Annotated in this window: 21 protein-coding genes and 1 pseudogene; 18 read left to right on the top strand and 4 right to left on the bottom strand. The window is 33.0% G+C overall.

Annotated features, from left to right (window positions below):
- Positions 1-189: 189 nt before the first annotated feature.
- The 7 genes and pseudogenes from LF887_RS00335 (at position 190) to LF887_RS00305 (ending at position 7380) form a co-directional block, all read left to right on the top strand.
- A complete protein-coding gene (locus tag LF887_RS00335; RefSeq protein WP_236856852.1) occupies positions 190-897 on the top strand; it encodes a tetratricopeptide repeat protein in 708 nt (235 codons plus the stop codon).
- Positions 898-900: 3 nt separating this feature from the next.
- Complete coding sequence (ribH, locus tag LF887_RS00330; protein ID WP_034734563.1) at positions 901-1419, top strand: 6,7-dimethyl-8-ribityllumazine synthase; 519 nt, start codon at positions 901-903, stop codon at positions 1417-1419.
- A 303-nt stretch (positions 1420-1722) separates the two neighbouring features.
- Positions 1723-3801, top strand: coding sequence for an LTA synthase family protein (locus tag LF887_RS00325; RefSeq protein ID WP_236859544.1), 2079 nt, complete (start codon positions 1723-1725; stop codon positions 3799-3801).
- A 78-nt stretch (positions 3802-3879) separates the two neighbouring features.
- Positions 3880-4742 (top strand): annotated as a pseudogene (locus LF887_RS00320) (neutral zinc metallopeptidase).
- 438 nt (positions 4743-5180) lie between these two features.
- Positions 5181-5330, top strand: a complete 150-nt coding sequence (locus LF887_RS00315; protein WP_236856851.1) for a hypothetical protein — start codon at positions 5181-5183, stop codon at positions 5328-5330.
- Positions 5331-5921: 591 nt separating this feature from the next.
- Complete coding sequence (locus LF887_RS00310) at positions 5922-6491, top strand: GNAT family N-acetyltransferase (RefSeq protein WP_236856850.1); 570 nt, start codon at positions 5922-5924, stop codon at positions 6489-6491.
- Positions 6492-6633: 142 nt separating this feature from the next.
- Positions 6634-7380, top strand: coding sequence for a helix-turn-helix transcriptional regulator (locus LF887_RS00305; RefSeq protein ID WP_236856849.1), 747 nt, complete (start codon positions 6634-6636; stop codon positions 7378-7380).
- Between the two features lie 179 nt (positions 7381-7559).
- Here the strand turns inward: LF887_RS00305 and LF887_RS00300 are convergent, their stop codons facing one another.
- Together LF887_RS00300 and LF887_RS00295 are read right to left on the bottom strand one after the other, a co-directional pair.
- The gene (locus LF887_RS00300; RefSeq protein ID WP_236856848.1) at positions 7560-8426 is read right to left on the bottom strand and encodes a response regulator transcription factor; all 867 of its coding nucleotides are present in this window, start codon (positions 8424-8426) and stop codon (positions 7560-7562) included.
- 1 nt (position 8427) lies between these two features.
- Positions 8428-9006 (bottom strand): GNAT family N-acetyltransferase, encoded by a 579-nt coding sequence (locus LF887_RS00295; protein WP_236856847.1) that lies wholly within the window; start codon positions 9004-9006, stop codon positions 8428-8430.
- Positions 9007-9417: 411 nt separating this feature from the next.
- On the opposite strand from LF887_RS00295, the gene LF887_RS00290 reads away from it, so the two are divergent.
- From LF887_RS00290 to LF887_RS00265, 6 genes are all read left to right on the top strand, one after another.
- On the top strand, positions 9418-9618 hold the full coding sequence (locus LF887_RS00290) for a hypothetical protein (protein WP_236856846.1): 201 nt from the start codon (positions 9418-9420) through the stop codon (positions 9616-9618).
- 19 nt (positions 9619-9637) lie between these two features.
- Positions 9638-9781: a hypothetical protein gene (locus LF887_RS00285; protein ID WP_236856845.1), complete on the top strand. Its 144-nt coding sequence runs from the start codon at positions 9638-9640 to the stop codon at positions 9779-9781.
- A 1006-nt stretch (positions 9782-10787) separates the two neighbouring features.
- Positions 10788-10973 (top strand): hypothetical protein, encoded by a 186-nt coding sequence (locus tag LF887_RS00280; RefSeq protein WP_236856844.1) that lies wholly within the window; start codon positions 10788-10790, stop codon positions 10971-10973.
- Between the two features lie 690 nt (positions 10974-11663).
- Positions 11664-12311 carry a hypothetical protein gene (locus LF887_RS00275; RefSeq protein ID WP_236856843.1) on the top strand — a complete coding sequence of 216 codons (648 nt, stop codon included), beginning with the start codon at positions 11664-11666 and terminating at the stop codon, positions 12309-12311.
- Between the two features lie 4 nt (positions 12312-12315).
- Positions 12316-12843, top strand: a complete 528-nt coding sequence (locus LF887_RS00270) for a TlpA family protein disulfide reductase (RefSeq protein WP_236856842.1) — start codon at positions 12316-12318, stop codon at positions 12841-12843.
- Complete coding sequence (locus LF887_RS00265) at positions 12830-14941, top strand: peptidase domain-containing ABC transporter (RefSeq protein ID WP_236856841.1); 2112 nt, start codon at positions 12830-12832, stop codon at positions 14939-14941. Before LF887_RS00270 ends, LF887_RS00265 begins: the two co-directional genes overlap by 14 nt.
- A gap of 69 nt (positions 14942-15010) precedes the next feature.
- On the opposite strand, the gene LF887_RS00260 is transcribed toward LF887_RS00265, so the two are convergent.
- Both LF887_RS00260 and LF887_RS00255 read right to left on the bottom strand, forming a co-directional pair.
- On the bottom strand, positions 15011-15859 hold the full coding sequence (locus LF887_RS00260; protein WP_236856840.1) for a GLPGLI family protein: 849 nt from the start codon (positions 15857-15859) through the stop codon (positions 15011-15013).
- A gap of 17 nt (positions 15860-15876) precedes the next feature.
- Entirely contained in the window at positions 15877-16833 is a 957-nt protein-coding gene (locus LF887_RS00255) for a GLPGLI family protein (RefSeq protein WP_236856839.1), read from the bottom strand.
- Positions 16834-17047: 214 nt separating this feature from the next.
- On the opposite strand from LF887_RS00255, the gene LF887_RS00250 reads away from it, so the two are divergent.
- The 5 genes from LF887_RS00250 to sufD all read left to right on the top strand — a co-directional run bounded on the left by LF887_RS00250 (position 17048) and on the right by sufD (position 21588).
- Positions 17048-17377, top strand: coding sequence for a HesB/IscA family protein (locus LF887_RS00250; RefSeq protein WP_027372006.1), 330 nt, complete (start codon positions 17048-17050; stop codon positions 17375-17377).
- Positions 17378-17461: 84 nt separating this feature from the next.
- The gene (gene sufB / locus LF887_RS00245; RefSeq protein ID WP_236856838.1) at positions 17462-18910 is read left to right on the top strand and encodes a Fe-S cluster assembly protein SufB; all 1449 of its coding nucleotides are present in this window, start codon (positions 17462-17464) and stop codon (positions 18908-18910) included.
- A 21-nt stretch (positions 18911-18931) separates the two neighbouring features.
- Positions 18932-19342 (top strand): hydroxyisourate hydrolase, encoded by a 411-nt coding sequence (gene uraH, locus LF887_RS00240; protein ID WP_236856837.1) that lies wholly within the window; start codon positions 18932-18934, stop codon positions 19340-19342.
- Between the two features lie 29 nt (positions 19343-19371).
- Positions 19372-20115: a Fe-S cluster assembly ATPase SufC gene (gene sufC / locus LF887_RS00235; protein WP_236856836.1), complete on the top strand. Its 744-nt coding sequence runs from the start codon at positions 19372-19374 to the stop codon at positions 20113-20115.
- Between the two features lie 165 nt (positions 20116-20280).
- Positions 20281-21588: a Fe-S cluster assembly protein SufD gene (gene sufD, locus LF887_RS00230; protein WP_236859543.1), complete on the top strand. Its 1308-nt coding sequence runs from the start codon at positions 20281-20283 to the stop codon at positions 21586-21588.
- Positions 21589-21632 lie beyond the last annotated feature (44 nt).

Below are 21632 nucleotides of genomic sequence, written 5' to 3'. Positions count from 1 at the left end.
ATTCTCCGGCTCCGCTCAGCGTGACAGTCACTGCGAAACAACCCGTTTCAGAAATGTCATACTAAGCAGAGCCGAAGTCTTTTTAGTATAAATAACAGCAAATTCTCAACATTTACATAATAATACCAATAAAGTATTTTGTAAATCATTCAGAAACAATTAAATTTGCATTTCAATTTTTAAAAACTTATGGCAAAATTGGGAAAGAGTGCTCAGAATGAGCAAGAAGGTAAAGAAACAGTTGAGTTCTTTAAAGACCTTGACAGAGAAGCTTTAAACACTGAGAGATTCATTGAAAAATATTCAAAACCGTTAGGTCTTGTATTTGGAGTTTTACTTTTAGGAGTTTTAGGATTTTTCGCTTACAAACAATTTGTAGTGGCTCCTCAAAACACTGAAGCTGTAAAAAGTTTCCTTGCTGCTCAAAAAAACCTTGCAGAAGGCAAAGATAAGGAAGCATTGGGCGGTAAATCAGCTGCTAACCCAGGTTTTGTAGGAACATATAACGAATATTCTTCTACCGAAATAGGTAAACTTTCTTCTTACAATGCTGGTTTATTGAAATTCAAAGAAGGAAAATTTCAGGAAGCTTACGATCTTTTAGATAAGTTTTCTTCAAAAAACAAAACTTTAATGGCAATGAAGTATGGTGCTATGGCAGATGCAAAGTCAGGACTTAATAAGAATGACGAAGCTCTTTCTTTGTTAGACCAGGCATCTACAGCTTCTGATGATCCTTATACTACTTATTTTTTCACTAGAAAAGCAGGTATTGTAGCTTTAGGATTAAACAAGAAAACAGACGCTAAAAAATACTTCTCTGCAATTGACGAGAAATATCAGGACTACGACAACGGAATGTCTGATTCTTACATTGAAATGACTAAATATTATTAAAAAATGGCAACAGTTAATCTTTCCGATTACAAGCCACTTCATATAACTAATGCCGAAGATTTTTCTATCGGCATTGTTTTTTCTGAGTGGAATGACTTTGTAACGTACAATCTTCGTGATGCAGCATTGGAAATCCTTGAAAAAGAAGGTGTAAAACCTGAAAATATCAAGCTTTTCCCTGTTCCCGGAGCTTTTGAATTGAACTATGCAAGCATGCAGCTTTGCAAAGAGAGAAAATATGATGCAGTAATCTCTATAGGCTGTGTAATCCGTGGAGAAACTCCTCATTTTGACTATGTATGTTCTGCAGTAGCACAGGGAATAAAAGACTGCAATATCATGACAGATACTCCCACAATCTTCTGTGTTTTAACAGATGATACCAAAGAGCAGTCTATTGCAAGAAGCGGAGGTGACCTTGGAAACAAAGGTGTTGAAGCTGCGGTAACAGCTTTAAGAATGATTGATTTCAAAAAGAAATTATCTGATAAAAAAGGGAATATCGGTTTCGGTCACTCTTAATTTTTGATCAATCCAAACAATCATATATAGGCTGTCTCACAAATGAGATAGCTTTTTTATTTTAGCTACCACTACATTCATCCTTTTTCACAGTCTTTATAGCCAGAAAAGAAGTAACTTTATTCTTCATTTTACTTTTTATCACAGTGTTTTTAAAATTTCAATTCATTAAATAAGTTCCAGTTTCCATTTAACTTTTAAAGATTCATAAAATCTTATAACAAAGCTTATGTTTTCATTTTTTTATGTTAAAAGTTGTACACAAAAACTATCTTTGTGAAAACCAATATAGACAGTAAATACATGTTTTTAAGAAAAATAAAACCTTTCCTATATTTAGGAGTTTTCTATCTTGTTATTTCGTTGATAATAAGAACAGTATTCTTTTTTCATCCTATTACTACCGCTAGTTTTGGATTTTTTGAGGTCGTAAAGGTACTGTTGGTAGGTCTTGTGAATGATATTTTCGTTTTCATACTTGCCAGCTCTATTCTCGCCCTGTACTTCCTGTTCCTTTCCAATTCAAAATATAAAAATCCTTATGGATACATTATTTTTGGAGCTTTAGCACTATTCTTTCTCTATATATGGCTTATTCCTAATAATATTTTCAAACAATACGGTGGCTCTGTAACGGAAGTAGCCCTCGCTTTTGTAGGAATAAAAACACTTTTCTTCGGACTGATGCTTTTCCTGCCCACCCAAAGACTCAAAATCCGTAATGTACTATATTTTACTACCTTGCTATTATACGTCCTTGTGATTATTTTCAATGGCGTGAGTGAATATTTCTTTTATAATGAATTCGGGGTACGCTATAATTTCATTGCCGTAGATTATCTGATCTATACCAATGAAGTAATAGGGAATATCATGGAAAGCTACCCTGTTATTCCTTTATTTTCAGGAATAATGATTGTAACGCTTACTATTACCTGGTTTATTTATAAGAAAACAAAAGATGAATTGCTGGAATTACCTGATTTTAAGCAAAAGATGGTGCTGCTGGTATCATTTGTTGTTCTTTGCTTTATCAGTACACTGACCTTGCCATCGTTAATGCAAATTAAATCTGACAATGTTTTTGCTGATGAAATTGAAGCCAATGGGCTCCCTAAATTTTATTGGGCTTTCACTCATAATGAACTGGATTATTTTCAGTTTTATTCACAGCTTAATCAGCAGCAGGCTGAAAAGAACTTCCTAAGCCAATATCCACAGCATACATTATCAAGAAATATTGTTGCTGAACAGCCGGAAGTAAAGAAAAATGTAGTATTGATCTCTATTGAAAGTCTTTCAGCAGACTTTATGGAACATTATGGAAATACCCAGAAGATTACTCCGTTCCTGGATAGTTTAGCAGATAAATCATTACTATTTACCAACCTTTATGCTACAGGAAACAGAACTGTACGCGGACTGGAAGCATTAACGCTGTGTATTCCTCCTACAGCCGGAGAAAGTATTATCAAAAGAAATGACAATAAAAATAAATTCACAACAGGAAATGTCTTCAAATCCAAAGGATATGATGTAAAATTCCTGTATGGCGGATACAGTTATTTTGACAATATGCAGGACTTTTTTGCTGGCAATGGTTATGGAATTGTAGACAGAAACAACTTTAAACCTGAAGAAATTACGTTTGCCAATGTATGGGGAGTTGCTGACGAAGATATGGCAAGAAAGGCTATTCAGGTGATGAATGCTGAAGCAAAATCGGGGAAACCTTTCTTCAATCACTGGATGACTGTTTCCAATCACAGACCGTTCACCTATCCGGATGGAAGAATTGATATCCCGGGAACATCAAAATCACGTGAAGGAGGGGTAAAGTATACAGACTACTCTCTTAAGCTGTTCTTTGAAATGGCTAAAAAACAGGAGTGGTATAAAAATACAGTCTTTGTAATCATTGCAGACCACTGTGCATCCAGCGCCGGAAAAACAGAACTTCCGATGGATAAATACAGAATTCCTGCTTTAGTTTTTTCAGAAGGTTTTATTCAGCCTCAGAAGTTTGATAAACTTATGTCTCAGATAGACCTTATGCCTACTGTTTTCGGATTATTGAATTTCAGCTATCAGTCTAAATTTTTAGGTCAGGATGTCTTTACAAAAGAATTCCAGCCTAAAGCTTATATTGCAACTTATCAGGATCTTGGTTTTGTAAAGGATAACCGTCTTACGATCATCTCGCCGGTAAAAAAGACAAAACAGTATTCTCTGGAGCTGGAAAAAAGCACTCTTGCCCCTGAATTTAAATTGTATTACAACGAGAAGCTATTAAAAAATACAGATCAAAAGCTGGTAGATGATGCTATTTCAGCCTATCAGTCAACATCATACTGGCTGAAAACAAAACAACTTAACAAATAAAGATTTAAATATTTTAAAATGAAGATATACATAAATTTTCACTTAAAATATTTAAATTAACCAATAAAAATAATTGATATGAAATGGACAGACGACAGAGGCGGAAACGTTGATGACCGCCGTGGTTCAGGTGGTGGCAGCGGTGGTATGATTGTAGGTGGGGGCTCGGCACTTTGATTATAGCCGCAATAGTCTTCTTTTTGGGAGGTGATCCTTCCGGTATTCTGAACTCGGGGAGTATGCCAGCTTCCGGAAATTCCGCTGAAACCAGAGAACTTACTGTAGAAGAAAAAAATATAGGGGAAATGGTCAAAATGATGGCAGCATGGAATACCCAGACCTGGAACCAGATCTTTACAGAAAATGGAATGAAATATAGCGACCCTGAAATCGTTCTTTTTAAAAGCACAACAAATTCTGCATGTGGTACTGCCCAGGCAGCCATGGGCCCATTCTACTGTCCTGCTGATCAAAAGATATATATGGATATGAGCTTCTTCAATGAGCTTCAGCAAAGATTTGGCGCCAAAGTCACTGAATTTACGGTAGCATATGTTCTTGCTCATGAAATGGGACATCACATACAGACCCTGCTCGGTACCACTCAAAAAGTGGATGCTTTAAGGAGAAGTGGCAGATATTCCGAAGCACAAATGAATCAGGTATCAGTAGCTACAGAGCTTCAGGCAGATTTTTATGCGGGAGTGTGGGCCAAAAGAACAGATGATACCAAACATATTCTGGAACCTGGAGATATTCAGTCTGCAATAGACGCAGCACAGGCTGTAGGAGACGATAATATTCAGAAAAGATCACAGGGATATGTTAATCAGGAAAGCTTTACTCATGGATCATCAGCACAGCGTAAGGAATGGTTTATGAAAGGGTATAACACCGGAGACATCAGACAAGGAGATACTTTCAATCAGCTTTTGAAATAAATAAATATCATCAAAATAGAAAACCCCTGAGGAATATTCCTCAGGGGTTTTCTATTAATTTGCTGTCATCAGTAAACAATTTTTTATGTACAACAATGTGTACAATAGAAAATAGTACAATATATTAAAGTATTTTGGGTCCTAATTTTTTAAATTTAGTTGTAATCAACATATTTTTTTTCGAATATTCCAATTTTCACAAAAAAAATATTCCTTGACTTTTACCTGAAAATTACCATAAAAATGCACATTTTCATGCAAAATTCAAATATTTTTATTTATAATTTTGAAATATTCAACGTTGAAAAGTATTGATAATATTGAACTTATGATTGCAACATAGGCTCGATAACAATACGAAAGTCTATGCCAGTTGAACTGGTAAAAAATTTATTAACTAAAAATTTCAAAACAATGAAAACATTAAATGTTACGCAAATGGAAAATTTGCATGGTAATGGCCGTTGGTCAGATTGTATGGTCGCAGGCTATAGTTCGGTTGGAGGAATTGCCCTGAATGTTGTAGGGTCCTTTTTCACAGGAGGGGCTGCTGCTATATTTGTTGGTGCTTCTCTTGGATGCCTTTAAATTCAGTAAAAATTAATCGAATTATGAAAAAGAAAATATTTTGGTGTACATTACTTATTATAGGGTTTTTAATAACTTTTTATCTGGAAAGAAAATTTCAATCTAAATACTCCTTTGGTTATTATTATATCTATATTTTTCTTGTACTTACTCCAGTAATACAAAGCCTTTTCCCAAATTTAAGAAAATATGGGCTGGGACGTTTTTTCAATAATAAATAAAATTTGATTAATAATAGAGAGGTGTAAAAGCCTCTCTTATCTAAATATTTTCAATTCTTTTTTATCGTACAATAATTAAAAGCTTGCGATAATTAGTATGAGAAGCGAGAAGGAAAACCTCAGTAAAACCCGGGATTATTAGCTCTAAGGATAATGCAAATGTATAATTTCATTTGAAAGAAACATTTTTTATAAAGCAAAAACTTTCACATCAGGATTTTCATTCGCTTAATATTACCAAAAATTGAAATAAGTGATGCTAAACTTAACCTGAGTCTAATTTTATTCAAAAAAAATATAAACAACTGAATAACAGTTATTAACGATTTTTCAGTTCCATTTTATTTCATATTTTAGGGAAAACAAACAAATGAGAAAAGCTACTTATCTTGACCGGAAACATATCGTTGATATATTGTGTCAATCATTCATCGATGTCCTCATTCCTAATTCCATCAACTTTGTAGTTAAAAAATCCGGTAACCGATCAAAAAGGCTGAAAGCCCTTATGGAATTTCAATTTGATTTGTCTATGATGGATGGTAATGTATTCTTAAGTGATGATGGCAAAGGATGTATTCTTTATCTTGACAAAACAAAGTTTAGTTTTAGAAAACTGCTGCTCGAACTTAAATTATTATTTACCTGTATAGGCTTAGAAAATATGTTTAAAGTCCTAAAGAGAGAGAAACTTTTAAAAAATTTTCATCCTGAAAAAGAATTTATCCATCTCTGGCTTATGGCTGTCATTCCACAAGAACAGGGAAAAGGAATCGGAAGCCAGCTTTTAAAAGAATCACTTGAAATTTATAATAACCAGCTTATTTATATAGAAACAACAACTCCTGAAAACCGAGCCTTCTATACACGAAACGGCTTTATTATCTTCCATGAAACATTTGAATTAGATTATCCTCTTTATTTTTTAAAATATGTTTAATACTGAAATTTGTTTTAGCACATTTATTTATATCATCATATTCATATTGATGATCATTGTGGTGTGCATCCAACTGATTTTCAAATGGAATACTCGGGATGTAAATTACTATCTTAAATTTTTAGGAATCCTTTTATCAGGGTTGCTTTATAATATCGTTGAAGGGCTTCTTCCTGATAAGAATTTTGAAATTAATCTTGTCTCACAGAATATCTTCGCATGGATTGTCGGATTGGCTGTAGTGTTTCACTATTTTGTTTTTATAAAAAATGAGTATAATTTAACTTTTAAAGGCAAGCTATCTTTACAATTAATTGGAATATTTACTCTGCTGTCTTTTATCATCTTATTTATCCTTCCCTATACCATTACTGGCTCATTAGAAACTTCGAGAACTTATTTTCTAGGTTTCTTTTTGGCATTATTGTCATTTGCTGCTATACTCGTAATACACAAACAATATATAAAAATAATAAACCGGAAAAACATCCTATTCAAGATCTATGATTTTAATGGAATACTAGCCTTCTTAGCATTATTATCTCTTCCTGTTACGATATTAATATTTGGTGATAACCAATGGATAGAACAGACTTTTTTCAGTCTCGGATTTTTTGTTTTAACCGTTGACCACTTCTTTTACGGTTTACGTAGGAAAGAAATGAAAAAAGATATCTCTTTTGAAACCCTTACTATAAGAGAAACCCAAATACTAAATATACTTCTCAAAGATCCTAATTTGAAATATGCTGAATTAAGTAAAGCATTGAACATTTCTGAAGGAGCCCTTTCGTCTCACCTGTCTAATATTTATAAGAAGCTAGGTATAAAAAGTAAAGATGAAATTAGAAAAATAAGCGAGTTCTATAAAAACACACTGGATGTCTAACAGAACCTTTAATTTGCAAAAATCTAATAATCAAATCTTAAAACCCTTAGGGATTACCTTTAGAAATTTAAGGATAAAATCTTTTGAAACTTTTCCTCATCAATATAAGTTAAAAAACACATTTTTATCTTTTGTATGTGCAAGCTATAAAAAATAAATGCCAGTGATCAGCTAAAGCCCTAAAGATTCTTTTCATTAATTCTTTTTATTAGTTCTTTTTTACTTTTAACATCTACTTTCTTATATATATTGGATAAATGAGTTGATACAGTTTTCTCTGAAATATTAAGTTTAGTACTTATCTCTGCATATTTAATTTTCTCATCATTTATAATCAAGTTCAAAATTTCTGATTCCCTATCAGTAAGATCATATGAATAAACTTGTTGTATAGAATTTTTGTATAAAAAATATTCTATACAGATAAAAAAATACCCCAAAGTAAATAGAGTTTGTTCAACTGTCTGATCATCTCCTAATAATAGCATAGTAATAGGCACTGAAACAACACTAATAATACCGGTTAATCCCGCTAAAGAATGAAATTCCTCATACTTATTTTTAAATCCAAAATAGTAACTAAATTGACTTTTGTAAATAATATATAATAGCAAAAAAATCAATAAAACTGGGAATACTAGAAATATTCTACGTGAAATCTGTAGGTTATCAGTAATAGTATATGGAATTATAAAACCTACTACCAGATTTACTGATAGAAAAATAATTATATAATTAAACTTTAAATAACTCCTGAATGTCAAATTATAATATAAGGAAAGATAATAGGCATAATATGCAATTGTTACTAAACCAATCGTATACGCAATAATATTTTGGGAAAGAATATTTATTTTAAGGTTTTTATCAGGAAATAATCCTGAACTAATATTATTCAATAAAACAGACAATGTTAAAAGGAAAAACTTATAATTAAAATTTTTATTGCCTTTAGTCTTTAAAATCCCTACGAATACAATCACCAAAATAAATAGCAACGTACATATATATATAAATGTGACAAATTTTATCTCTGAGCCAAACATCTTATTTCAAGTATTTTATTAAAAAATAGAAGTCAAACCCAAAATCTTCAACATGATAAATCTCAAAGCCTAGTTTCTCATAAAAAGGGATATTAATTAATGTAGAAGTTTCTAAACAAATAGCATCTGTCTTACCTATATAATAACTTATTATTTGTTTTAAAAAATCGCTTCCCAATCCCTGCCCTTGCACTGTACATTCAACTCCTATAAACCAAAGATGTACAAAATCTATATTCTTGGGAAGATACTTATTTGTTAGATTCTCTTTTTTAAATACTTTGCCAACATTGTTTACACCAACAACAGTAAAAACTAATTTGATATCTAAACATATAGAGTAGAGAGTCATTTTCTTTGCTTTTAAAGGATCTAAAATGATACAACACGCATTATTTTGATCATTTACCCAGACCCATCCATATCTTTTAGCCTTATTGATAGAATAATCCATAAGTCGTAATATTAATGACATGTCATGCTTCCTCTTAAGAATATAATTAACAGATTTATTATTGATAAAAGCCCTGGCTAAAATTGATTTTAGGTGAAACCTCTCTGTCTCATTTAAATTTTTCATATTCTAGTGATGTATAAAGTAAAAAATTACATATTTAGTATCTTTCAAGAAAAAAAATACAATACAAAATACTGACTAACAATATATTATACGCCATTATTTAAAGTTCTAAATTACATATATATTCTAATAATCTAAAAGAAAATCTAATCTTTTTTTCTCACTCTTGGACATTATCAGAATTTAAGAATGATTGCTAAAATGTAATAAATTACTGATTATCAAATGTTGAAAAAACCTGAGATAAACCCTGAGATAATCTAAGTGCTTTTTAAGTGCTTTTTTTTCCACAAAACTTGATTCAACCTCTTATGTTTGCTTCAGGTAAAAACACAAATGTTTATTTTTTGTATGTGCACAATACAAAGTATAAATATCGCTGATCAGCAAAAAAACCATGCCAGGGATTGTATGGCAAATAATTATTTATTAACTTATAAATTCAAAAAGATGAAAACATTAAATGTTTCGCAAATGGAAAATTTGCAAGGTGGCAGCATCCATCAGTGTAATATAACAGCTATTGTTGCTGGCGGAGTTGGTGCACTTATTCCTGCTATTGGTGTGGGTGCAGCAATTTGGGGTCTCGGTTGCTATCTTTATTCAATGTAATAATATATATATATATATTATGAAAAAGTTAGAGAATAAAAATATGGAGATCATCAAAGGAGGAAAACCGAAAGATTGTTGGAATACAGCAGTTGTTACAACTTTAATCAATCCTATTTTCGGTTATAACCTAGCGTGGTCGTGCTGGGTAACATCTTGGTAATGTAAATTTTAATATTATGGCAGTTTCATTAATTAAAGAAAAAAGGAATTTAATAATTCTTGTATACATTCCTATTTTATACATGGCATATAACATGTCAGTATTATCTTTCAAGGCTTATACATTTTTTTTTATTGTAGGAATGTCATGTGTTTTAGCTATACATGTTAGTACGAATACCAAATTTAAAGACATTCTGTTTTCACTTATTTGTGGGATTTCATTGTTTTTGGTTGGTTTTTTACTGTATGAAATGTAATTTTCAGATTATATTTCTAGATTTTTATCGCCCTTTTAAAGGGAAATAAAGTTTTACTTTTTAAATTAATATGATATTAAAAACCTCTCTCTTAATATCAAAATACTCTGATTTACAGCACAACTTGGCTCTTCGCAATTCCGAAAAAATTACATTTTAAACTTTTTAATAAAAACACAAAAATAAAATTCATATTATATATGAGAAAGAATATTCATATCCTATAACTCGCATTTTGCTCAATTATGAGCATTTATTTATTATTTATCAGGAAACCTATTGAAACAGACAGGATTATCAGTTATTCTCTTTTTTTGCTTGTAGAGATATTAGGGTATAACAAATAACTGAAAAATAAGTTTTATTCCGAAAATTTATTTTTTAATATATCATTTTTAAACATTTTTGCCTGCTGAATTAACAGTTTGAAAAACTTTAAAATAAAAGAGCGTTCCAATTCTTTTTTTATAGTTTATGCTGCATCACGAATGTATACTTCATATACAAAACACAAATAATCAACAACTTAAAAATCCTTATTTCCTACCCTTAGTAATTTAAGGATCAATTTAAGGGTAAAATCTTTTGAAACTTTTATCCGGCAACATAAGTTTGCTACAGATAAAACACAAATGTTTATTTTTTGTATGTGTACAGTACAAAGTATAAATAGGCTGATCAGCAAAAAGCCCATGTCAGGGTATGTATGACAAACAAATTATTTAACAACTACAAAAATTCAAAAAAATGAAAAAGTTAAACGTTTCGCAAAAGGAAAATTTGCAAGGTAATGGAAAAGGAAGAGACTGCGCACTCATGGGTGCAGCAACACCTGTTGCTGGCGGGATAGGTGCTTTTATGGGCCCAGCAGGTGCTGCAATGGGATTGTGGACAGGAGCTATCGGTGCTATTTCAATGGGTTGTTTTTCATAATAACTTAAAATATACAAAATGAATAAGAAGGTATTAAGATATATTATATTTACTTTAATGGTTATTATTTCATTAGTGGTAGTAGTAAACTATTTTTATCCCTTTATAGATGAAGCAAAAAATAAGTATATCACAGTACTGGTTATATTTACAGGTATGCTTTTAACAATCTTAAATTACAAAAAAAATGACCAAACTAAATTTTGAACAATTAGAAAACATTCATGGACATGGAGTCGGAACCCCGTGTTACTTCTCATCAATGATGGCCGTAGGAGGTCTAATGACAATGAATTTTGCGCTCGAACATATAGGTTCCGCCCTATTTTATGGTTGTGTACGATATTTATAAGAAGAGTATTTTTCATCTAAAAAAGAAACTCAGATTGATATTTTTTTAGAGATCATAGAGCTCAACAGTATAAAAGAATCTGTTCAAAGTGATCTTTGAAAGAGATTGAATGTCATGCAATTGAAAAGTTTGCAAGGTTTCACAATTCGTTAAAAAAAATTGGACATTCATATTACCGGAAATATGATCGTAAATAAATAGATGAGCTGTTAAATAGAAGGTGTAAAAGCCTCTCTTTTTAAGTTAAGATCATATTGTTTACAAAACGTTCCATCTCTTCGCAATTATGCTGAATTAAATTTTTAATAAAAACACAGAAAATAAAATTTCTATTATTTATGATGAAAAATTTCTTCCTTTTCATAGGGATTGTCGTGTGCTATTGTTTGCTCACCTATCTCGATAAAACTTACATTACCACCAGCTCCAAAATATTTGATTTTCTTGCTAAAGACTATCCTAATGAGATGGTACAAAACTATATGGATAATCAGAAAAAATGGTGGTGGCTTAGCTACACATTACTCCCATTTCTTATTGGAATCAAAGTTTTATTGGTGGCTTTCTGCCTCAATTTCATTAAGGTTCTGGATTTACCAGGTTTAGAGAACATAAAATTTTCACAATTAATAAGTCTCGTTTTAATAGCAGAATCTGTTTTTATTATAGCAGGAATCTACAAGTTTGTCAATTTCTATTGGATTGATACAGAATATACCATGGAAACCCTTCAAACCTACTATCCGATTTCTTTATTAAACATTAAAGAATATATTTCTACAGAAAAGTGGCTTGCTTATCCTTTACAATTGGCCAATCTGTTTGAGCTATTTTACTGGGGAATTCTTGCGTGGGGAATTTGGGAGCTTTCAGAACAAAAAATCAGTTTCCTAAAATCTTTAGCCTTAGCAAGTCTAACCTATGGTATGGCTCTCCTGTTCTGGGCAGGGGTTGTTTCGTTTTTTATTTTAAATGCACAATACTAAAAGAATGAAGAAAAAAAAATTTTTAAGATTATTAGCAGTTGTTATTCCTATTGTAGCAATAGGAATAGTCTTCTATTTATTTTTAAATTTTCAGGAAAAAAAACAAAAAGCAGAGGCCCTGAAAGACATTCCCTCATTTCATCTTTCAACTATTGATGGAAACACTTTTACACAGGAAAATCTGGCACATGGTCAAACTAAAATCATTATATATTTCAGCCCCGGTTGTCATTTTTGCCATGCAGAGGCAAAAGAGTTATCTAAAAATAAACATACAGCTAAAGATATACAATGGATTTGGGTCGCCAGTGAACCTTTGAACGAGATTAAAGAGTTTGCTGTCAAATATAAGCTTGATCAACAGACTGATATTTTCTGGTGTCATGATGAAATGGCAATTCTTTATCAAAAATTAGCAATCAGTAGTGTTCCTTATTTCCTGATATATGATAAGAAGAATCATCTTATTAAAAGAAATCCAGGAGCTATAAAATTAGATAAACTCATAAACAGTTTTGATGAAAGAAAATAAACACATAAAAAAAACATTCTCCCTTCAAAAAGATTTAACAGATTGCGGTATTGGATGCCTGCAGTCCTTAGTGCGATATTATGAAGGAGACATCTCACTGGAAATGCTCCGTGAAAAAAGCGGAACAGGTAAAACAGGAACTACACTTCTTGGGCTACATCAATGTGCCAATTCAATTGGCTTTTACGCAGAGGGATGTGAGGCCGATACACAGGCATTAATAGAACACTCAGAACCCGTTATTTTACATACCGTTATAGATCAAAAATTTGAACATTATGTTATATGCTATTCTTATGATTCTACTGGAAATAATAAATTTCTTATCGGAGATCCTGCCAAAGGATTAGAATACTGGACGAGAGAATATCTGGAAAAAGTATGGCAGTCCGGAACCTGCCTTACCTTAAAACCCAATGATCAATTCCAGAAAAAGCAGAAAATCCAGAAAGATAAAAAAGCATGGTTTAGAAGCCTTATCAAAGAAGATCAGGAATCTATTTATTATATTATTATATTAGGATTCATTTTTACTCTATTAGGAATGTCCATGTCTGTTTTTTCACAAAAATTAATAGATGACATTTTACCTGAGAAAAAAATACAACTTCTTATATTAAGTATCTCTTTTCTTGGATTCCTGCTTCTGGCAAGAGTTATTATTCAGGCATTAAAAGAATTATATACCATAAGGCAGAACAAAGCTTTTAATGAACGAATCAATAAAAAATTTTATTCATCTTTACTCTATCTTCCGAAAGTATTTTTTGACAGCAGAAAAATTGGAGATTTTGTAGCAAGACTTAATGATACGCAGAGAATACAGGCTGTTATAAAACAATTAATAACCAATACAGCAGTAGATATTTTAGGCGTTCTCATTGCAATAAGCTTCCTTTTCTTCTATTCATGGAAAATTGCCTTAGTCTGTATTATTATTTCACCTGTTATTTTTTATATCATTTTTAGTTTCAATAAAAAAATTATTGAATCCCAAAGAAATGTGATGCAGTCTTACAGTATCAATGAGGCCAATTATATAGATAGTATCAGGGGAATAGAAGTTATCAAAGGATTTTCTAAGCAGCAATTGTTTATAAAAAAAAATGAAACCATATTCGGATTTTTTCAGACAAAAATTTTTGAGTTGGGAAAGCTTAATTTAACCATCTCTCTTTATTCAGGATTGGTTTTAATTATTTTTCTATTACTTATTCTTAGCTATTCTTCTTACCATGTTTTAAACGGTGAAATAAAGCTTGGAGAATTAATGGCTATTATCGGAATTTCTGGCTCATTACTTACTTCAACTACTAATTTAGCATTAGTAATGATTCCGATACAGGAAGCAAAAGTAGCCTTTGACAGAATGTTTGAGTATTCTTCTCTGGAAAAAGAAAAGATAGAGGGGATCAACATAACAGATATCCAATCTATTGATCTTAAAAATATTGACTTCAGATTTAATGGAAGAAAACGGTTACTGAATGGAGTTTCTTTTTCTTTACAAAAAGGCTCCATAACCGGCCTACTTGGAGAAAGCGGCAGTGGTAAAACAACATTAACTGAAGTTTTACAGAAGAATTATCTGCCTGAAAATGGCAAAATTATTATCAATGATAGTATAGATTTAAATGATATTTCCATCAACAGCTGGCGTAATATGATCGGTATTGTTCCACAAAACATCCAGTTATTCAATGGTACTATTTTAGAAAATATCATTCTTGATGAGAAGGTAAATGATGAGAAGTTAGAGAAATTGGGTATTCTGGGTTTTGACAAATTTATTAATTCTTTGCCACAGGGCTTTTTAACATTAGCGGGAGAGGAGGGTATTAATTTATCCGGAGGCCAAAAACAATTAATAGGATGGATGAGAACGTTGTATCATGATCCCCTGTTTTTGATCTTAGACGAGCCTACATCTTCTTTAGATAAAGACAACAGAAGATTTATTTACAAATTGATACAAAAATTAAAATCTGAAAAAGTCATTTTCATTGTCAGTCATTATCAGGAAGAATTAAGAGAAATTTCTGATAAAATACTGATACTGGATCAAACCTTTGTTTCAGAATTGAATTTTCAGCTATAAAGTGCAGTATATTACAATTATAAAGAGGTGATTATAAGTAAACCCCGGAAAATTTTCCGGGGTTTACATTTATTGTAGTTCAATCGGGTTAGAATTTTTCTTAGCATCCTCTTTTACTCTCTCCTCCATTCTTTTTCTCATATCGGCAGGATTCTGATTTCCGCCACCGGCTCCTCTTCCACCTCCTATTCTCATTGGAGCAGAAACACCTCCCCCACTTTGGCTCATGAATGACATTGGATCAGTTTTAAACTTATTCTGTTGCTTTAAAAAATCTGTTCTTTTTACTTTCAGCGTATTTCCAAATTGGTTTAATGTCGGAAGCTCAGCAATTTTAAAGTTCTTCATCAGATCAAAAGAATAATCTCCTTTATCATCTTCCACTTTTACAACAAGCCCCGGAAGCCCTCCGAATTTGTAAGGCCCATCCTGATAAGGAAGATCAGTCGTAAACCATGCAGTCCATTTTCTTCCTGCAAAATCTGTTTCAGCTTTCTGAACTTTATACTCTCCTATCTTTCTTGTCTCAGAAGAAATCTTCCAGTTTATTGGCCGGTCTTCTTCATAAGAATAAATATCTCTCCCTATTCTGTCTTTAAAATACGTTTTTTGATTCTTCTTATCTTTTTCAACAGTATAGTTGATGTTGGTTCTTAATCCTTCCATCTGATCTCTATTGATGCTTCCTCTTCCTCCGCCTCCCTGAAATGCTTTTTGCATAATGGAGTCTCTCTTAATTCTGTTTTCAGAGTAGAAAACTGATTTTTCCGGAGAAATATCCAAATAAGCATTTTCTGTTTTGATATCCGTTTTATTTTCAGCATCCGGTTTCATGGTAACCTGATATACAAACCTGTTCGTTTGGGCGGAAATATTCTGTATAAAAATCGCAAGGGCGATAATTCCTATTTTTTTCATTTCTATTTTTTCTTTATTTAATTCAACTCAATCGGATTCTGGCTTATACCAGCTTTCATAGAACCGCCTCCCATGGTTGGACTTCCTCCCATCGGAATCCCTTCGCCACCCATTCCTCTGTACATTCCGCCACCGGAACGGCCTCCGCCTCTCATGCCTCCGCCTCTCATGCCTCCGCCTCCATTCATTCCTCCCTGATGTCTTCCTCCTCCCTGACTCATCATTTCAGCAGCATTTCCATTTCCAGCAGCACTTTTCCTGTTTTTACCAAATTCCATTTCCAGAGCAGCTTTATCACCATGGAAATTAACTCTTGTACTTTGCTTCACATCAGAACTGATGGGTTCTTCAAATGCATTTTTTAGCACTATCTTTTTTACAAGATCAAATTTATAATCCCCGTTATCATCTTCCAGTTTAACGATCAGTCCAGGTAATCCGGAAAACTTATAGGGCCCGTCAGAAACTGCAATATCTTTCGTAAACCAGGCAGTCCAGGTTCGACCTCCAAAATTTGTAACTGCTTTTTGAGCAGCATATCCATTTTGTTTCTCGATATCTTTTGTAATTTCCCAACGGATGGGTCTGTCCTCCTGATAATAAATCTGTTTGCCCGCTGCACGGTCATAAAAATATATTTTTTGCTCAGGAATATTTTTGATGATAAAATATTCAAAAAAGGTGGGTTCATTATATTTCTTTCCCTCCAGTTTTGAAAATTCTTTCTCTTCTTTCTTATTATTTTCTTTTACTTCAGATTTAAAAGAGGTAAAAATAGAATCTCTCACCAGCTTATTTTCACTGATAAATAAGGAACGGTCATTTTTAACATCCAGGAAAGTCCGTTCACTTTTCATGGTCACCAAATTGATTGAATCCGGGTTGACCAAAGTTTCATAAATATATCTCGTAGTCTGTCCATAGGACATCACTGCTAGAAACAATACAAAAAAGCCAAGTAATTTTTGTTTCATTGCTTATTTTCTTTATAGATTAAAAAGATCATTTAAGGTTAAATCAAACCCAAAGATTCTCAGGTTGATGAGAGTAAAATTACACAATTCCGGAACGCATCTCGTTTTTAAAATTTCCTATTAAGATCAGAATCATTAAAATAGATAGCTTCGATTTGAGATTGCGGAAATTAGTTTGTACTTTTGCATCATTAAATCATTCTAAATAAATACAATGATAAAAGTATCAGACTATGCAAAGGAGAAAGCCATTCAGTTAATGACTGAAGATGGTTTTAACCCTGCTGAAGATTATATAAGAGTGGGAGTGAAAAGCGGCGGATGCTCTGGTTTAGAGTATGTTTTAAAGTTTGACAACCAAAAAACAGACACAGATCAGATTTTTGAAGATAATAACATTAAAATTATTATAGATAAAAAATCCATCCTTTATTTAGCAGGAACGACTCTTGAGTACTCAGGAGGATTGAACGGAAAAGGGTTTGTTTTTAATAACCCGAATGCATCCCGAACTTGTGGATGTGGAGAATCATTTAGTCTTTAGAGAAAAGACATTAGATACTAGAGAACAGACCTCAGGCTTAATTCTGAAATCTGAAATCTAAAATCTGAAATCTAAAAAATAATAATGAGTAAATATACTGAAGACGATTTAAGGGTCGATCTAGAAAATAAAAAATACGAATTCGGTTGGGAAACGAAGATAGATTATGAAGACTTCCCAATTGGTTTAAATGAGGATATCATCCGTGCCATCTCTGCTAAAAAAGAAGAGCCGGAATGGATGACTGAATGGCGTTTGGAATCTTTCAAAATCTGGCAGAAAATGGTGGAGCCTGACTGGGCTAATATCAAATATGAAAAACCAGATTTCCAGGCAATCCGTTACTACGCGGCTCCCAAGGTAAAACCTGAATTGGCCAGCCTTGATGAAGTAGATCCTGAGTTATTGAAAACTTTCGCAAAGCTAGGGATTAACATCGAAGAGCAGAAAAGACTTTCAGGAGTTGCTGTAGATATCGTAATGGACTCAATTTCTGTGAAAACAACTTTCCAGGATACACTGGCGGAAAAAGGAGTTATTTTCTGTTCAATTTCTGAGGCGATTAAAAATCACCCTGATCTGGTAAGAAAATATCTTGGAAAAGTAGTTCCAAGAGGAGATAACTTTTATGCAGCTCTAAATTCTGCAGTATTCTCTGACGGAAGTTTCTGCTACATTCCTAAGGGCGTAAGATGTCCGATGGAACTTTCCACTTACTTCCGTATCAACCAGGCGGGAACAGGGCAGTTTGAAAGAACACTTCTTGTGGCAGACGAAGGAAGCTATGTTTCTTACCTTGAAGGATGTACAGCACCATCAAGAGATGAAAACCAGCTTCATGCAGCTGTAGTAGAGCTTATTGCATTAGATGATGCAGAGATCAAATATTCAACGGTTCAGAACTGGTACCCAGGTAATGAAGAAGGAAAAGGAGGTGTATTCAACTTTGTAACGAAAAGAGGACTTTGCGAAAGAAATGCAAAAATCTCATGGACACAGGTGGAAACAGGATCTGCTGTAACATGGAAATACCCTTCTTGTATATTGAAAGGTGATGGATCTATCGGAGAGTTCTACTCTATCGCGGTAACCAACAACCACCAATATGCAGATACCGGTACAAAAATGATCCACATTGGGAAAAATACCAAATCTACGATCATTTCAAAAGGTATTTCAGCAGGAAAATCCCAAAATTCATACAGAGGTCTGGTAAAAGTAATGCCTTCTGCAAAAGGAGCGAGAAACTTCTCCCAATGTGACTCTCTGTTAATGGGTAACGAATGTGGAGCCCACACGTTCCCTTATATTGAGATCAAAGATCCTACTGCACAATTGGAGCACGAGGCAACTACTTCAAAAATTGGAGAAGATCAGATTTTCTACTGCAACCAGAGAGGAATTGATACAGAAAGAGCAATTGCCCTTATTGTAAACGGATTCAGTAAAGAGGTTTTAAATAAACTTCCAATGGAATTTGCAATAGAAGCTCAGAAGTTATTGGAAATTTCATTAGAAGGATCAGTTGGATAGTCAATTGATAAAATATTCTCTATGAAAAAATTCTTACTGGCCTTTTTTGGATTAATTTTTCTAAGCTTTTCAGCTCAGGAAAAGACAGGATTTCAACTTTCAAGTCATATTCTTGATATTTCACAGGGACAACCTGCCGGAAGGGTAGAAATAGAACTGGAAAAATATAATGAAACTACTCAAAAGTGGGTTTCTATAGGTAAAAAGCAAACTGATAATAATGGCAGGGTTTCAGATTTTTTACCTTATCAAAAAGCCGGTAATAATGGGAAATACAAGCTTGTATTTTTCATAGAAGATTATTACAAACATAAAAATATAGAAAGCTTCTATCCATCAATTGAGGTAATATTCCGGATAAAAGACAACGAGCATTATCATGTTCCGATTACTTTATCACCTTTCGGATATTCCACATATAGGGGAAGCTAAACAATTATAAAAAGAAAAAGTTAGCAAGAATGTTACAAATTAAAGACCTTCACGCCAAAATTGAAGATGGCGCAGAAATATTAAAAGGGATTAATCTTGAAATAAAACCAGGTGAAGTTCACGCTATCATGGGGCCAAACGGAGCTGGTAAATCTACCCTTTCTTCTGTAATCGCTGGAAAAGAGGATTACGAAGTGACTGGCGGAGAGATTCTTTTCGAAGGAGAAAACATCATTGAGGACGCTCCTGAAGACAGAGCTCATAAAGGGATCTTCCTTTCTTTCCAGTATCCAGTGGAAATTCCGGGAGTTTCTGTAACGAACTTTATCAAAGCTGCTTTAAATGAAACAAGAAAAGCAAACGGATTAGGAGAAATGCCTGCAAAAGAAATGCTTGCAATGATCCGTGACAAATCTGAAAAATTAGGAATCAAGAAAGATTTCCTTTCAAGATCATTGAACGAGGGATTCTCAGGAGGTGAAAAGAAAAGAAATGAGATCTTCCAGATGATGATGCTTAATCCCAAGTTGGCAATTCTTGATGAAACAGATTCAGGATTAGATATTGATGCATTAAGAATCGTTGCAGATGGTGTAAACCACTTTAAAAATGAAGGAAATGCAGTTCTTTTGATTACCCACTATCAGAGATTGCTTAACTATATTCAACCTGACTTCGTTCACGTTTTAGCAGATGGAAAAATCATCAAAACAGGTGACAAATCTTTAGCGTTAGAACTTGAAGAGAAAGGTTACGACTGGCTGCTTAACTAAGGAGAAAATCGATTATTTCGGAGATTAAAATTTTCGCCGTCATTCTATGAAGAATAGTAAAACATAGAATCTCTATTGTTAAAAATTGATTCAGTTTTCCTCGGAATGACAATATTTTAGTTCAAATAAAAAGAAAAAATGGTGCAAACCACAGATATACCAGTAATGGCATTAAAAGAACAAATTATAGAGAACCATAATGAATTTTTGGAGAGTCTTCGTCACAGATTTCTGGATGATGATAGAAAAGCGGCTCTTCAAAGGTTTGAAAGCCTTGGTTTTCCAACAAAAAAAGACGAAGAATATAAATACACCAATCTAAAGGAAATCTCGGAAAAAAGCTACAACTTCTTCCCGAAAGAAAGCCACAATCTTACGAAAGAGCAGTTTGATGAACTGCATCTGGGAGAGGAAAATTTTGATTGGATTGTTTTTGTAAACGGTAAGCTTCACAAAGAACTATCAAAAGTTTCAATTGAAAATGTAGAGTTCCTTTCATTCAATTATGCATTGAATGACGATAAGCATAAAGAAGTTTTTGAAAAATATTTCAACAGCATTGCTGTTCAGGATCAGGCTTTCACGAACTTAAACCTTGCTTACTGTAAATACGGTTTCTTTTTGAAGGTTCCTAAAAATGTAGTGATTGAAAAGCCGATCCACATTTTCTATATTTCTCAAAATCAGGAAGAAAACACCTTCTACAATACAAGAAACTTATTGATCGTAGAAGAAGGAGCAAAAGTAGAAGTCATTGAAAGCCATCACAATTTTGACAGTACTTATGTATTGACAAACTCGGTGACGGAAATCTTCACCTCTCCAAATGCAAAAGCAGACTGGCATAAACTTCAGAATGATAATAATACATCATATCTTATTGACAGCACTTTTGCCAAGCAGGAGAGAGACAGCTTAACAACTGTAAACACGTTCTCTTTCGGAGGTAAACTGGTAAGAAATAACCTGGATTTTATCCATAATGGTTCAAACATTAATTCTTTTATGAACGGAATTACCATTATTGGAAAAGATCAGCTGGTAGACCACCATACAGCTGTTCACCATAAATTCCCTAACTGTGAAAGTTATCAGAACTACAAAGGTATTTTTGACGGGAATGCACACGGAGTTTTCAACGGAAAAGTTTTTGTTGATAAAATTGCTCAGAAAACAAATGCTTATCAGCAGAACAACAACGTATTGCTGAGCGAAGGAGCCAGTATTGACACAAAACCTCAGTTGGAGATCTTTGCTGATGACGTAAAATGTTCTCACGGATGTACAGTAGGCCAGCTGAATGAAGATGCCCTGTTCTATCTGAGAGCAAGAGGAATCTCTAAAAAAGAAGCTCAGGCATTGCTTTTATATGCTTTTGCAAATGACGCTATGCAAAATATCGACATAGAGCCTCTAAAAGAAAAAATTTCAAAGCTATTGGCTGAGAAACTGCAAGTAGATATAGAATTTTAAGATTTATATATTTGATAATAAAAAAGCACTTTCTTTTGGAAAGT

It is taken from the genome of Chryseobacterium sp. MEBOG06, assembly GCF_021869765.1.
Taxonomy (GTDB): Bacteria; Bacteroidota; Bacteroidia; order Flavobacteriales; family Weeksellaceae; genus Chryseobacterium.
This window is presented reverse-complemented; position numbering and strand designations above follow the sequence as displayed.